Raw genomic sequence first — 14,601 nt, 5'->3', positions numbered from 1 at the left:
TATCGATCTGGTCGAAAGCTCTTACTTCACCACCGAACTTCTCAGCGAGAACCTTGGTTAAAGCAGCGGTTAAAGTGGTCTTGCCGTGGTCAACGTGACCGATGGTGCCTACGTTTACGTGTGGCTTGGAACGGACAAACTTCTCTTTTGCCATTTTGATCTACCTATAAAGTGGGTACCTGGTACCCTTACTCATTTTGAATTCTTGACAGGGAGCCCTGTAACAGCTGTGAACACAGCGGCCTGTGGCCGGTTTGCGAACTCAGCTCACTTCAGGCGTATCCCTCAAATTTAACAGATTATATCGCAGTATGGCCTTAAAAGTCCGATTTTTGCCCGGCACGGACAAATACGGTCTCAAATTATGTGAAAAGTCAGGGACAGCATTTACTGCCCCCAACTTTTGGATCAGGGCCATGGCCCAGGCCGACCGGATATTTCCTCCGGTCTGCGCAATCTGATTTTATGCTGTCAGGTTCCGATTACTTGGTCTGACGGGCAGCGATAACAGCGTCGGCGATGTTCTTAGGAGCCTCAGCGTAGTGACCGAACTCCATTACATAGGAGGCACGGCCCTGAGTCTGGGAACGTAAGTCAGTAGCGTAGCCGAACATCTCTGCCAGAGGAACCATGGCGCGTACAATCTTGCCGGTAGGGCCGTCTTCCATGCCTTCTACCATGCCACGACGACGGTTTAAGTCGCCGATAACGTCACCCATGTACTCCTCAGGAGTGTCAACCTCAACCTTCATTAAAGGCTCTAATAAGGCTGGGGTAGCCTTCATAAAGCCAGCCTTGAATGCCATGGAAGCGGCAATCTTGAAGGCCATTTCAGAGGAGTCAACTTCGTGGTAGGAACCGTCGTATACAGTAACCTTAACGTCAACGACTGGGTAGCCGGCCAGAACACCGTTGGCGATCTGCTCCTGAACACCCTTGTCAACGGCTGGGATGTATTCCTTAGGAATAACACCACCAACAACCTCGTTGGCGAACTCGTAGCCCTTGCCAGCCTCGAGAGGCTCGATACGTAACCAGCAGTGACCGAACTGACCACGACCACCGGACTGACGTACGAACTTGCCTTCCTGCTCGACCTTGCCACGGATGGTTTCACGGTAGGCAACCTGAGGCTTACCTACGTTGCACTCAACCTTGAACTCACGACGCATACGGTCAACGATGATGTCCAGGTGTAACTCACCCATACCGGAAATAATGGTCTGGCCGGATTCCTCGTCGGTGTGTACCTTGAAGGATGGATCTTCCTGGGCAAGACGGTTTAAGGCTAAAGCCATCTTTTCCTGGTCAGACTTGGTCTTAGGCTCTACAGCTACGGAAATAACAGGATCCGGGAACTCCATACGCTCCAGGATGATAGGAGCGGACTCGGCACACAGGGTATCACCAGTGGTGGTCTCCTTTAAGCCGATAGCGGCAACGATGTCACCGGATAAGATTTCCTTGATTTCCTGACGGTTGTTAGCGTGCATCTGAACCAGACGGCCGAAACGCTCACGCTTGCTCTTTACGGAGTTGAGCACGGTGTCGCCGGAGTTAGCTACACCGGAGTAGCAACGTAAGAAGGTCAGGTTACCAACGAATGGGTCGGTGGCAATCTTGAAGGCCAGAGCGGAGAATGGAGCCTTGTCGTCGGTCTTACGCTCGTCTTCCTTACCGTCTGGGGTCTCACCCTTAACAGGTGGAACGTCGGCTGGGGAAGGCAGGTACATTACAACAGCGTCGAGCATTGCCTGAACACCCTTGTTCTTAAAGGCAGAGCCGCAGCACATTGGAATGATTTCGTTGCGTAAGGTACGGGCACGTAAGCCGGAAATGATTTCTTCCTCAGTGAGCTCCTCACCGCCGAAGAACTTGTCCATTAAGGCCTCATCAGCTTCAGCTGCAGCCTCAACGAGCTTGGCACGCCACTCTTCAACTTCTTCAACCATGTCAGCTGGAACGTCCTTGTACTCGAAGGACAGGCCCTGATCAGCCTCGTTCCAGTCAATGGCCTTACGCTTTAATAAGTCAACAACACCAACGAAGGAGTCTTCCTTGCCGATTGGGAGCTGAAGTGGAACAGGGGTACCCTTTAAGCGGGTCTTGATCTGCTCAACAACGCGTAAGAAGTTGGCACCGGTACGGTCCATCTTGTTAACAAAAGCAAGACGTGGTACGCGGTACTTGTTGGCCTGACGCCATACGGTCTCAGACTGTGGCTGTACACCGCCTACGGCGCAGTAAACCATCACAGCACCGTCGAGAACACGCATGGAACGCTCTACTTCGATGGTAAAGTCTACGTGTCCTGGGGTATCAATGATGTTGAAACGGTACTGCTTGTCAAACTGACCAGCCATACCCTTCCAGAAACAGGTGGTAGCTGCAGAGGTAATGGTAATACCACGCTCCTGCTCCTGCTCCATCCAGTCCATGGTGGCAGCACCGTCGTGAACCTCACCTAACTTGTGGCTCTTACCGGTGTAGAACAGAATACGCTCAGTAGTGGTGGTCTTACCAGCGTCAATGTGGGCACTGATACCGATGTTACGGTATAAGTTAATAGCTGTAGTACGTGCCATTTATTATGAAAACCTCTTGTCTTACCAGCGGAAGTGAGCAAAAGCCTTGTTGGCTTCAGCCATACGGTGAACGTCTTCACGCTTCTTAACAGCAGAACCCTTGTTCTCGGAGGCGTCCATCATCTCACCGGCTAAACGTAAAGCCATGGTCTTCTCGTGACGCTTGCGGGCGGCTTCTACTAACCAGCGCATGGCTAAGGCGTTACCACGGGCTGGACGAACTTCTACTGGAACCTGGTAGGTAGCACCACCAACACGGCGGGACTTAACCTCAACAGCTGGACGAATGTGGTCAAGGGCTTCCTCGAACAGGGCGAGGTGTTCCTTGCCACTCTTCTCAGAAATGGTGTCTAATGCGCCGTAAACAATGCTTTCGGCAATAGACTTCTTACCGTCTAACATAACAACGTTGATGAACTTGGCAAGAAGCTCAGAACCGAACTTTGGATCAGGCAGAATCTTACGCTGACCTACAACACGACGTCTTGGCATTTATAAATTCCTCGTTTCTTCAGGGTTATCCAAAACAAAAAAGAAAGTTTTTAACGAATTTCCACTGCCCGTGCTCATGCATCAGAGCAGGGAACAGTTCACCAGGAAAGCTCTGTTCTCAGTGAACTTTCGTTGGCTTCGTTTGGCCTTACTAGGCGGGGAGTCGATTAAGCCTTAGGCTTCTTGACACCATACTTAGAGCGGCGCTGCTTTCTGTCCTTAACACCGGCACAGTCAAGACGACCGCGCAGCACGTGGTAACGAACACCTGGTAAGTCGCGAACACGACCACCACGGATCATTACTACGGAGTGCTCCTGAAGGTTGTGGCCCTCGCCACCGATGTAAGAGGTAACTTCGTAACCGTTGGTTAAACGCACACGGCAAACCTTACGCATAGCTGAGTTAGGCTTCTTAGGCTTGGTGGCGTATACACGAGTACATACACCACGCTTCTGTGGGCAGGCTTCCAAAGCTGGAACTTTGTTCTTTGGAACTGACTTCACACGTGGCTTGCGTACTAACTGATTGATAGTAGCCATTAAATAAAATCTCCTGTTAGTCTCTGAGATATCAGCTCAAAGACAGACTTTACTGTATTCCTGTCGCCCTGTTCCCAGGAAAATCCCAGGTTCTTAAAGGGGGCAAAACAAGATCCACGTATTCTAATACTCCACAAAAACCAGATCAAGTGCACAAAACAAAAATTTTGTTGTACAAAGATCCCCATGAAAAAGCCATTTTTACCGGCTGAGCACCTGCTTCAATTCAGCTCTTCAGCCGGGAGTCAATCCCATGCTCTTACCCTCTGAGATGAAATTCTGCCCATCGCCAGCGCAGTCGAAAAACTGCTCAATACGCGCACTGTAAGGCCGCTGACAGTAATCCATTACAGCCCCATCCACGCATTCCTGTCTGTAAGACAGACCTGAAAAGACGTCGTATTCCAGCTCCGTTAAGAAGTGAAAACGATAAATGTACAAATTAACCTTTTCTTATTAGCCCGCTGTTAGCAAAACATTAAGGCAAGGTTCAGCCCTGGCATACCCTCCGGCTTCCAGCCGCCCCTGTGGATCACAGCTCCCACTCTCACTGCACCACCACCTTCACCTGCCTCTGGCAGTGACCACCATCCTCTTACTACTATTGATGCTTTGCAGCAGCAGCCGATTTGCTCTGCTGCTGCCGCCTATGTGCACTGCTAATACTGATGTTGCTGTTGCTGTTGCCATTAATGCCGGTACGCTGATAACAACAACCAAGGCAGATCACAGCATAGTATCCCCTACCTTGCTCTACTCAGATGACATGCATACAGTCAGGCGCCTTAGCCCAGCTATGGCAATATGACGACGGTCTTAGCCCAGCTATAGAAGTCAGATGGCGGCCTTAGACCTGCTGTGGCTGTCTGTCAACTGCTGTGGACCTGCATTGGCAGTCTCCATTCTGTCAGATGACGTGGGCCTGCTGAGGCAGTCTTTCAGCTGCCGAGGGTACGCTGCGACCGTCAGTCAGCGGCCATTGGGCAGGTATAGAAGAGGGAGTGGCAGCATGAAACCTTGCTTTCGTGAGCAGAGGTAGTAGTAGGTAAACAGGCTGTGGGTTCTGGGTAGGTGTCTTATGAGGGCCGTCATTTGATTGCTGAGGCCCCCCTTAAGCCCTGCATCATGTTGATTAGTATTCTGTTTAGTGGATTTGTGACAGGACTGCAGCCTGTTCTTTCTCTTTATATAGTAAGTAGAGTATGTCGCCCTTTTGCAGTACAGACTGTCTGCAACATATGTGATCCATATGCCAATGCCCGGCGATAGTCCGTGCCTGCAGTTACAGCCCTGATATAATCAGATCAGGGCTGCCCGAGCGTTCCAGCCTTAACCGGGTCAGACAGCAGATTAACAGTCAGGCTTCTGCCCAGGGCTTAACATTAAGATCCGGAACTACGCCATGCTGCATCTTGTCTTTAATATCAAAGCTCTGAATAAGGTCAAGAAAACCATAACCTCATTTGATCAGGTTGTTCTTTTCTTTGAGGGTCGCAGCTTCCTGCTTGACAGCGAACGTTACCTCAGTGACTACCTCAATAACAGTGATATCACTCCGGCCAATACCGATGCCTGCAATGCCATGATTGCTGACATAGGCAAGCCAATCAGCTCTACTGAGCTTAAAAACCACCTCAACGAGGCAAGCTCAATCAAGAGCACATACTGACTCCCTCTTACACTCCCCATTCTCCCCAGATTCCAGCTTCCGCCACGGCCTGCAACAAAACCACCAGGCCAGTGCCCCCTTCTTTTCAGCTGTCTATCGCTGACCGCATGTTCTCAACTTAAGTCTCATCCCTGACTGCAGGCGCTACGTCCTCGTCTTCTCTTCATTTCCCATATTCCGGCATTGCTGTAGTGCTGCTGTTATAAGGCTGCTGCAATAAGGCAGCTCCTCAGGTCTCTCTGCCACTGTCAGTTGTCCCATGCCGGGAGGTACTTTCACAATCACCTTCTGTGCAGTGCCGGGCATCATGTCTGTCACACGCCATTGCTCTGCTATCTTGCAGCGCCTGTCAGCTATGGCGCACCAGAGCACAACTCAATTACCCTTTCTGACCGCTCATACCTTTATACATATGCATGAAACTGAAGTGAGAAATTGGGCATGCCTCCATGCTCCAGCAGCCATTACCACTCTTACTCAGTATGGCATCGCCATGTTCAGCGCAGCTGTGCCGGCTTTCTGGCCTCGTGGAGGCTCTCAGGAGGCGGCTTTCTGGAGGAGGTATGTCCTGGCGTAGCATGAGGAGTATAGGAAGCTTTTATACGTGCAGGACCTCGGGTAGCTGCAGGCTGAAATTCTGGCGGCGGACGGCACTGTATCTGTCATGACCTTAAGCTTTGCCCTGCATGCCACATGGTTATGGTATGGGCATATTGTTGCATTCCATTGGTTATGGTACCGACATGAGCATAGTGCTGTCAGCATTATGCACATTTACTGGTGTGGGTCATATGCATTTTTAACCAACAAACACTTTTGCTATCAGTCAGGAAACTATCCCCATAAATGCGGTGTAAATAATTTTGTAAAGCACGTCTTAATGCGGTCTGGGAGCTATGTGTGGGCGGTTAACTGCTTCATGGCTCTGGTTAGCCAGAGCTGAAAAGGTGTCAGTAAAATTGGCGGTCTGTTTAAGGAGCTGGCAGATTTGGCAGGGTTCAGTAAATGAAATCAGTGCCCGGGTGGATGAATGGGTGCATGTTGCGGGCTTTGAGCTGTTAATTTTGCTGAAATCTCGCGTTTGGCCGGATTTTTCCTGGTTTTTGGGGCATTTTTGCCAACGTTTGCACTGATTTGAGATCAGCTGCGCTTGTTGCTGTAGTACTTGAGTTTCAGAGGACTTTATAAACTGGCTGTGTGAGGTTAGTGGCGCGGGGTGGGGTTTGGCAGTTTTTTGATGATTTTGGGCTGATCTGGGGTCATTTTTGAGTGTTTTGCGGGGATTTTGGGCTGTTTTTTGTGAAATTGCAGAGTATCTGGGAACGTGTGGTGCAGTGATTTTTTGATGCTGCTGGACGGGCCTGGGGCGGTTGTAAATGAGATGAGGAATGTCTGGGGATGGGTGGTCTGTTTTGGGGAGTTTTTGTGTGTTTTTGGGCAGATTTTAGTGATTTTAGCGATTTTTATGGTGTTTTTGATGTGTCAAGCGGTGAGTATGGTCCGGCTGCTCAGTCAGGGTATAAAAACGTTGTCATTCGGGATTGAACTGCAGTTATGTTACAGAACAACAGTAACATGGATATGAACTATTGCGCACAAATACACAATATTAATATTTGTCTGTTCTGCCTGGTTGATTTGGCTGGCCATTGATTTTTGCTATTTTTGCCGGAAATTCCTGGGTTTCAGATGTATGGGAGGGAGATACTGAAAGTACGCTGTATTAATGAGACAGGATGGTTTAAAAATGATCAAAATTTGCAACAAAGGGGAGTTTTGGCAGTTTTTTCCGTGTTTTGGTAAAAAATGGGCGCAAGATTCTATGGGCACTTTGATATTCATGCAAGTGGTATTTTGCATGAAAATACAAGTACATTAAAAATCTGTGATCTGAATCTTAGTCTGAACAGGGATTCGTCAAAAATCTTTAGGCTGTTTTCCAGGCCATTGGTTATGATGATTTTCGTATTTTGGAGGGCAAAACATGTTGCAGACTGATGTGGTGATCATTGGTGGCGGTGCCACAGGTGCAGGTATTCTGCGTGATTTATGTTTGCGTGGTGTAAATGCTGTTCTCGTGGAGAGAGGCGACCTTGGTTGCGGTACCAGTTCCCGTTTCCATGGTCTGCTCCACTCTGGCGCCCGCTACGCCGTAAAGGACATGAATGCGGCTATTGAGTGCATCGAAGAGAACCAGATTCTCCGCAAGATTGCTTCAGCCTGCGTTGAGCCAATTTCCTCCATTTTCATCCGTACTCCAGAGGACGATCCTGAGTACGAGGGTCTGTGGGTAGATGCCTGTGCCAAAGCCGGTATCAGTGCAAAGCCGCTGACCATTGAGGAAACTCTTACTCTTGAGCCAAACGTTTCCCCTAAGATCAAATCAGCATATCTGTGCCCAGGTGCAGCCATCGACGGCTTCCGCCTGCTCTGGCACATCTTCGACAGCTCCATCAAGCTTGGTGGCAAGGTTCTTACCTACACCAATGTAGTCGAAATCAATTCATCCAACGGTGTCATCGAAGGCGTTACCGTTCAGGACAAGTTCACTAAGGAAACTTACAAAATTGGCTGTAAGTATCTGATTAATGCCTCAGGCCCATGGTGTGCCCAGGTAGCTGGACTTGCCGGCATTGATATCAACATCAAGCCATCCAAGGGTACCCTCATTGCCTTTAACCACCGTATCAGCACCAATGTAATTCACCGTCTGCACAAGCCTTCGGACGCCGATATTTTCGTACCTCATGGCACTGTAACCATTCTGGGCACTACATCCATTGATGCCAGCCCTGATGACAACTCCACCTCACAGGATGAGGTCAGGGCCATGATGGAAATCGGCCGCGCGACCTTTGAGAATCTGGACAAGTACCGTATCCTGCGCGTCTTTGCAGGCTGCCGTCCTTTATATGCAGGCGACGACAAGAATGCCTCCGGCCGTGCTGTTTCCCGTGACTTCGTAGCTCTTGACCACGGCACCCGTGACGGTCTTAAGAACTTTATGTCCGTATGTGGCGGCAAGTTCACTACCCACCGTCAGATGGCCGAAAAGGTCTGCGACATGGTCTGCCCTGTTCTTGGCAACCACGCAAAATGCGTAACAGCTACTGTACCTCTGGCACCTGAAGCTCCTGCTGATGTTATGGAGCGTGCTGCCAAAGTATTCCCTGCCTACGGCATGCAGCTTTCTGAGAACCGTCAGGGCGCTGAGCGCTTTGCCCGCATTGTTTCCCGCATTGAGCAGGATATTGAGCAGGGCGAGATCATCTGCGAGTGCGAAAACGTCACCCGCGCCGAAATTGAAATGGTGGCTCAGGAGCCTACCACCCACTCCATCTCCGATCTGCGTCGCCGTACCCGTCTGGGCATGGGCACCTGCCAGGGAACTTTCTGTACCTACCGTGCTGTAGGCACTGTTCAGGAAGTATCCGATCGCTGGAGCAATAATACCAAGGAACTGTTCAAAGAGTTCCTCGAGGCCCGCTGGAAAGGTATCCGTCCGGTTATGTGGGGCAATCAGATTAAGGATGTTGAGCTTACCCGTGGAATTTATGAGGTATCTCTGAACATCAACCATGAGGATGACACCTTCCTTACTGAACACAACAGGTCTGGTGAATGCTGTGCCGGGCAAAGCAAAGGCACATGCAGTGGCAAGGAAGTTCAGAATGACGGCAGTACTGCCGCAAAAGACGGCGCCAGTGCCGCAGTACAGGAGGGCAGATAATGGCTGAGGTTATTGTTGTTGGAGCAGGTATCTCCGGTTTACTTGCGGCCTGTTATGCAGCCCGTGCCGGCCACAAGGTCAAGGTTCTTACCTACGGTCAGGGTGCTCTGACTGTTGCCGGCGGCATTATCGACCTGTACGGCTATGACAAAAACGGCAATCTGGTTACCGATCCTCTGGCCCATATTGCTACTTTAAAGAAGCCACACCCTTACGCAATTATGGGTGCTGCCCGTGTCGAAGAGGCACTGGAGGCTTTCAAAGAGCTCACCGCCTCCCAGAACTATATATATGTAGGCGACGGCCACCACAATCAGAAGGTTCCAACAGCCATTGGCTCATTCAAGCCATCCTGTCTGGTACCGCCAAGCATTCAGTCTGATGCAGTTTTTGCACGCAGCAAGATTGTGGTCGTAGGCTTCGAGCTGCTCAAAGATTACTACCCTAAGTTAATTGCCAAAAATCTGCAGCACTTCTTCGGTGACAGCAAGAAAGTCTCCGTACGCCAGGTAACCATGAACTGGCCGGTAGGTCGTGAATACCGCGACGTAAGTGCCCTTGATCTGGCCCGTGAGCTTGAGACTCCAGTAGGCCGCCTCAATTTTGTAGAGCAGCTCAAGGCTCACTGCGATGCAGATACTACCCTGATTATCCCTCCAGTTCTGGGTGAGCGTCCTGAGATGTCAGCCGCCATTCAGACCGAGCTTGAGGAGCGCCTCAATACTCACATGGTAGAGGTTTCCTCCATTCCGCCTTCAGTAACCGGTCTGCGTCTTGACCGTCTGCTGCGCAATGCCTGCTTTAACCTGGGCGTTGATATTGTGGAAAAGGGTCAGGTTATCGGATTTGCCTCCATGGCTGATGACAGGACTGATCTGCCAGCAGACAGGGCAGCAGCAGCCCGCAAGGTCTGCGCCCGTCTCATCACCGGCGGCTTTGGCCATACCCATGAATATCAGGCAGATGCCGTGATTATGGCAACCGGCGGTTTCTTCAGCTCAGGTCTGATTACCCAGATGGGCCGCATGTATGAGCCTGTCTTTGGCATTGAAATCAAAGTTCCTGAAGATCAGAAGGACTGGTCTCACCAGTACCTCTTCTGTGGACAGCCTCAGCCTTTTGCAGCCTATGGCGTCAGCGTAAACGAAAACATGCAGCCAGTTGATGCTGCCGGTGATGTGCTCTTCACCAATGTTCAGTTCGTAGGCCGCAGTCTGGCTGGTTACGATTTCTGCTTTGAAAAGTCCGGCAATGGTGTAGCCATTACCTCTGCCTACCATGCCGTAAAACAGCTCGACGAAATCCTTGCTCAGCGCAAGGCTGTCTGCGACTCACTTTAACCGGAGGGTGAACTATGGTTCCTAAGATTAAGCATGATAATCCTGATGCATGCATCAGCTGCAATATCTGTCTGACCTCCTGTCCGGTCGCCAAGGCATCCCGTCTGTACCGTGGCCCAAAGCTCAACGGCCCGGCACTGACCCGACTGCGCAAGCTTGTTGAAGAAGACGATCCAATGGTCCAGTACTGCTCCAACTGCAAAAACTGCGACCGCGTCTGCCCATCAGGCACATCAATTTCCGCTTTCAACATGAAAGCCCGTGCTGAGTATTTCAAGCACAACAAGCATGACATGGCTGACATGATTCTCGGTAATAACGAGACCATGGGCAAGCTTATGACCTCCATTCCTTTCGTTTCCGGTCCTGCTGCCAACCTTGGTATGAAAGTGGCCCGCATTACCGGCATGATCGAAAAAATGGGTGTTACCTCCAAGGCCCCTCTGCCATCTTATGCCAAGGTTAATTTCCCATCTCTGTTCAAGACCATCAAGCAGCCAGGCTGCACTGACAAGGTCCTGTTCTTTCCGGGCTGCTATGTCAATTACAACGAGCCACAGCTGGGCGCTGCCTTAATTGACATTCTCAACCGCAACAATGTTGAAGTGCTCTGGGATAAGAGACTGATGTGCTGCGGCTCCCCTATTCTGTCTACAGGATATCTGGACAAGGTAGAGAAGCATGCTGTTAACAACATAGCCATTCTCAAGGAGTATGCCGATAAAGGTATCGACATCATCACTACCTGCACCACCTGCTCCCTGTTCTTAAAGCAGGAATATGAGGAGCTCTTTAATATTCCAGGTGTGCATGATTATGCCCACCACGTCTATGACGCCATGGAATATCTGATGATGCGCAAGAACAAGGGTCTGCTCGCCAGCAGCTTCGGTACCGTCAAGGCCAACCTTTCCTACCACACCCCTTGCCACCTGAGAGTTCAGGGCATGGGCCGACCAGGTCTTGAAGTAGTACGCCAGATTCCTGGTGTTGAGGTTGAGGATCTGCAGGCTGGTTGCTGCGGTCTGTCCGGTGTTTATGGCTACAAGAAGGAAACCGCTCCTATTGGCCACGTCATCGGTACTAACCTGCGTGACAGGCTGACCGTATCAGAGGCCGACTACGGTATCTGTGAGTGCAATATCTGCCGTCTGCAGATGACCAATGGCACAGGCAAGACCGCCCGTCACCCTCTGTACGTGGTACAGGAATCTTTTAACCAGAGCGCCGGCAGGCAGTAAAGCCAGCTCCAGCCTGGCTCGATCAGGCCCGTCCCGGCAAGGCATGTACTGCCATGTCCTGCCCTGTCTGACCGTCCCGACCATCTCCAGTCTGGCCAGGCAGCTGAAATGCGCTGCAGTTTTCCTGGCGTGCGCCTTTAATAATGCAGCTGATCAGCAGTCGATGATGCAGGCGCTGGTGTGCCAGCAGCCACACAATTTGTGCAGCATCAGCTGCACTGCATGGCCCGCCTCCTGAAAACGGGCCATCACATGCTTAAGACCGCCTGGTGCGGTAAGACACAGAATTTCAGGCAGCGTGCTGCTGCCTGTGCGGCATTAAACAGCAGGGACTGCAGTCCCGATGTTTGTTACTTCCAGAGTATGTCCCCTGGGAGAAAGTGCAGTGTGCCGCCCTTCGTGAGTTCAAATGAGAGACTCCCGAAGCATAAGGACTAATCCAACCTGAAACAAAGTAAGGCTCCGCAGGAGCCGTAGCGCAAGCGCCAGCTGCTGCGGGCCTGACTTTTTTCCGGTTGCTTCACGTGCATTTTGTTTGCTGAGCACGTTGACTGAATTGTGGTTAAGCCAGACCGCAATCTGGCCTCAGGCAGAGCAGTTGTCAGCGCCATGGCGCCGTACGACTGACCTGAATAAGAAGATGACTTTCAGGAGTTTGTTTTTCCTGTTCCCCTGTCAGCTCACCTCTTATCTGAGTGCCTGAATTACTCCAGTTTATGGGGTTGTTGGCTGTTTCTTGTTGTTGATATGCACCCGTTATCTGATGCGTGTAAGACGCCTGGGATTACAACTGCCTGACCCGGCAGTTATAAAATTACGAAATCATGTTCGTAACAAAACAATTGTTCCAGGCCGGTTAAAGGTCGAAATTAATGGTTATTCCATCAAAATCTTGACCGGCACTGTTGAGTGAGCTCAAGTCAGAAACGCCTTATTCTTCTACTTTTTGAAAGTTACAGGGGTGCAAGGAGTAATTGAATGATCTCATTTTTAAAGCCGGCACCGCACATAGAGCGACTGCCTGCTGATCAGATCGATCCACTGTACAAAAGATTACGCTGGCAGATCTTCATCGGCATATTTGTCGGTTATGCAGCCTATTATCTTGTACGAAAAAATTTCGCACTGGCCATTCCTTACCTTCAGGAAGAGGGATTTACAAAAGCCGATTTAGGCTTCGCTCTGTCAGCAATTTCCATTGCATACGGCTTTTCCAAGTTTATTTCCGGATCTTTCTCTGACCGATCAAACCCTCGTGTTTTCTTACCACTGGGTCTGATTCTGTCAGGTGGCATCATGCTGCTGATGGGACTGGTTCCATGGGCTACCTCTTCTATCACAGTAATGTTCGTACTGCTGTTCCTGTGCGGCTGGTTCCAGGGTATGGGCTGGCCTCCATGCGGCCGAACCATGGTTCACTGGTGGTCCCACAGGGAGCGTGGCGGCATTGTATCCGTATGGAACTGTGCTCATAACATTGGCGGCGGTCTGCCACCTCTGCTGTTCCTCTGGGGCATGTACCTCTTCAGTGACTGGCACAGTGCTTTCTACATGCCGGCTATCGGTACTTTCATTGTGGCCGTATTTGCCTACATAACCATGCGTGACACCCCTCAGTCATGTGGTCTGCCACCAATTGAGGAATACAAGAACGATTACCCTGCCGACTACTCTGAAAAGAACGAGCAGGAGCTGACTGCCAAGCAGATCTTCATGACCTATGTTTTCCCTAACAAGGCCCTGTGGATGATCGCTTTTGCCAACGTATTCGTTTACCTGCTGCGCTACGGTGTTCTTGACTGGTCCCCTGCCTACCTGCGTGAAGTAAAGCACATGACCCTCGACACCTCTTCCTGGGCCTACTTCTTCTACGAGTATGCCGGTATTCCAGGCACCCTGTTCTGCGGCTGGGTATCTGACAAGGTATTCAAGGGCAACCGCGCCATTACCGGTGTTGTCTTCATGGGTCTGGTAACTGCAGCAACAGCTCTGTTCTACCTCAATCCAGCTGGCAATCCTGGCATTGACATGCTGTGCATGATTACCATCGGCTTCTTAATCTACGGTCCAGTTATGCTGATCGGTCTGCACGCCCTTGAGATTTCTCACAAGAAGGCTGCCGGTACCGCTGCAGGCTTCACCGGTCTGTTCGGCTACCTCGGTGGTTCCGTAGCCGCATCTGCTCTGATGGGCTGGACTGTTGAGCACTTTGGCTGGGATGCCGGTTTCGGTATCTTAATTGGTGGCTCTTTAATCTCTGTCCTGCTGCTTCTCATCACCTCTTTCAGTGAGAAGTCCCAGAAGGCTCAGGTTGCTGCTGAAGCCGCTGCCGAGAATGCTGAGCAGAACAAGTAAGCAATCCGAATAAATCATTAACCCAGGTGGTTTTACACCACGTTCCCCGGGATGCACGCTACAGTCCCGGGGCTCTGCAGGTAAACCATCAGAAGGTCCCACGGCTATGCAGCCCCTGGCTGCACCAGCCCTGCGGGCAGCAGCTCCGGCGCCAGCAGCGCCAGCACTGCCATGCCCCAGGCGTAAAGTAGAGTTTGCAGCCTGCAGCACCGTCAACAGGGAGCTTTGAGGCGTTTTGAGCTGTTTTCCTTTTTTGAGGAGTTTTAAGACCTTTGTGGCGGTTTTCAGGATCTTTTCCTGTTTTTGATGGTTTTTCGAGTTTTGAGGAGCTATTTGGCTCAAAGATGTGTCTTTTTGTTATTGCAGTGAGCACATGGCTATGCCCGGGCACACTGCAATAACAAGAGGATATGTCATAAACATGATGAGTGCGGATGCCGGTTTTTATTCCGCACCTGTGGCGCACAGAGCAGCCATAGCAACTAACAAGGCCCCGGGTCACATGCTGTAAAAGGGGCCACCTTACAGATATTCAGGCTGCCACTGATGAGCAGCCGTAACAATTAACAAGGCCCCGGCTCACACGCTGAAAAAATGGCCCCCTTACAGATATTCAGGCTGCCACTGATGAGCAGCCGTAACAATTA

At 50.7% G+C, this 14,601-nt stretch carries 10 protein-coding genes; 6 read left to right on the top strand and 4 right to left on the bottom strand.

What is annotated here, in order from left to right; genetic code table 11:
• From MXE41_RS12415 to rpsL, 4 genes are all read right to left on the bottom strand, one after another.
• Window positions 1-154, bottom strand: a 154-nt coding sequence (locus MXE41_RS12415; protein WP_246978867.1) for a GTP-binding protein, incomplete at its 3' end; no start/stop codon positions are given.
• A 328-nt stretch (window positions 155-482) separates the two neighbouring features.
• A complete protein-coding gene (fusA, locus tag MXE41_RS12410) occupies window positions 483-2,585 on the bottom strand; it encodes an elongation factor G (RefSeq protein ID WP_246978976.1) in 2,103 nt (700 codons plus the stop codon).
• Window positions 2,586-2,606: 21 nt separating this feature from the next.
• Window positions 2,607-3,077 (bottom strand): 30S ribosomal protein S7, encoded by a 471-nt coding sequence (gene rpsG, locus MXE41_RS12405; RefSeq protein WP_246913508.1) that lies wholly within the window; start codon window positions 3,075-3,077, stop codon window positions 2,607-2,609.
• Between the two features lie 167 nt (window positions 3,078-3,244).
• The gene (gene rpsL / locus MXE41_RS12400) at window positions 3,245-3,619 is read right to left on the bottom strand and encodes a 30S ribosomal protein S12 (RefSeq protein ID WP_246913506.1); all 375 of its coding nucleotides are present in this window, start codon (window positions 3,617-3,619) and stop codon (window positions 3,245-3,247) included.
• A 1,402-nt stretch (window positions 3,620-5,021) separates the two neighbouring features.
• Here rpsL and MXE41_RS12395 point away from each other — a divergent pair.
• The 6 genes from MXE41_RS12395 to glpT all read left to right on the top strand — a co-directional run bounded on the left by MXE41_RS12395 (window position 5,022) and on the right by glpT (window position 13,954).
• A complete protein-coding gene (locus MXE41_RS12395) occupies window positions 5,022-5,288 on the top strand; it encodes a hypothetical protein (protein ID WP_246978975.1) in 267 nt (88 codons plus the stop codon).
• Between the two features lie 1,398 nt (window positions 5,289-6,686).
• The gene (locus MXE41_RS12390) at window positions 6,687-6,833 is read left to right on the top strand and encodes a hypothetical protein (protein ID WP_247100746.1); all 147 of its coding nucleotides are present in this window, start codon (window positions 6,687-6,689) and stop codon (window positions 6,831-6,833) included.
• Between the two features lie 439 nt (window positions 6,834-7,272).
• Complete coding sequence (glpA, locus tag MXE41_RS12385) at window positions 7,273-9,018, top strand: anaerobic glycerol-3-phosphate dehydrogenase subunit GlpA (protein WP_246978974.1); 1,746 nt, start codon at window positions 7,273-7,275, stop codon at window positions 9,016-9,018.
• On the top strand, window positions 9,018-10,358 hold the full coding sequence (glpB, locus tag MXE41_RS12380; RefSeq protein WP_247100745.1) for an anaerobic glycerol-3-phosphate dehydrogenase subunit GlpB: 1,341 nt from the start codon (window positions 9,018-9,020) through the stop codon (window positions 10,356-10,358). Before glpA ends, glpB begins: the two co-directional genes overlap by 1 nt.
• 14 nt (window positions 10,359-10,372) lie before the next feature.
• Window positions 10,373-11,599, top strand: a complete 1,227-nt coding sequence (locus MXE41_RS12375) for an anaerobic glycerol-3-phosphate dehydrogenase subunit C (protein WP_247100744.1) — start codon at window positions 10,373-10,375, stop codon at window positions 11,597-11,599.
• A 978-nt stretch (window positions 11,600-12,577) separates the two neighbouring features.
• A complete protein-coding gene (glpT, locus tag MXE41_RS12370) occupies window positions 12,578-13,954 on the top strand; it encodes a glycerol-3-phosphate transporter (protein ID WP_246978971.1) in 1,377 nt (458 codons plus the stop codon).
• Window positions 13,955-14,601 lie beyond the last annotated feature (647 nt).

Source organism: Anaerobiospirillum sp. NML120449, from assembly GCF_023051105.1.
Lineage (GTDB): Bacteria > Pseudomonadota > Gammaproteobacteria > Enterobacterales > Succinivibrionaceae > Anaerobiospirillum.
The sequence above is the reverse complement of the archived record's forward strand: the minus strand, read 5'-3'. Positions and strand labels throughout refer to the sequence as shown.

What these genes read in the sequence shown, in the direction of transcription:
- rpsL (WP_246913506.1), bottom strand. Translation starts at nt 3,619, where the DNA reads ATGGCTACTATCAATCAGTTAGTACGCAAGCCACGTGTGAAGTCAGTT.
- rpsG (WP_246913508.1), bottom strand. Translation starts at nt 3,077, where the DNA reads ATGCCAAGACGTCGTGTTGTAGGTCAGCGTAAGATTCTGCCTGATCCA.
- MXE41_RS12375 (WP_247100744.1), top strand. Translation starts at nt 10,373, where the DNA reads ATGGTTCCTAAGATTAAGCATGATAATCCTGATGCATGCATCAGCTGC.
- fusA (WP_246978976.1), bottom strand. Translation starts at nt 2,585, where the DNA reads ATGGCACGTACTACAGCTATTAACTTATACCGTAACATCGGTATCAGT.
- MXE41_RS12395 (WP_246978975.1), top strand. Translation starts at nt 5,022, where the DNA reads ATGCTGCATCTTGTCTTTAATATCAAAGCTCTGAATAAGGTCAAGAAA.
- glpB (WP_247100745.1), top strand. Translation starts at nt 9,018, where the DNA reads ATGGCTGAGGTTATTGTTGTTGGAGCAGGTATCTCCGGTTTACTTGCG.
- glpA (WP_246978974.1), top strand. Translation starts at nt 7,273, where the DNA reads ATGTTGCAGACTGATGTGGTGATCATTGGTGGCGGTGCCACAGGTGCA.
- glpT (WP_246978971.1), top strand. Translation starts at nt 12,578, where the DNA reads ATGATCTCATTTTTAAAGCCGGCACCGCACATAGAGCGACTGCCTGCT.
- MXE41_RS12390 (WP_247100746.1), top strand. Translation starts at nt 6,687, where the DNA reads ATGGGTGGTCTGTTTTGGGGAGTTTTTGTGTGTTTTTGGGCAGATTTT.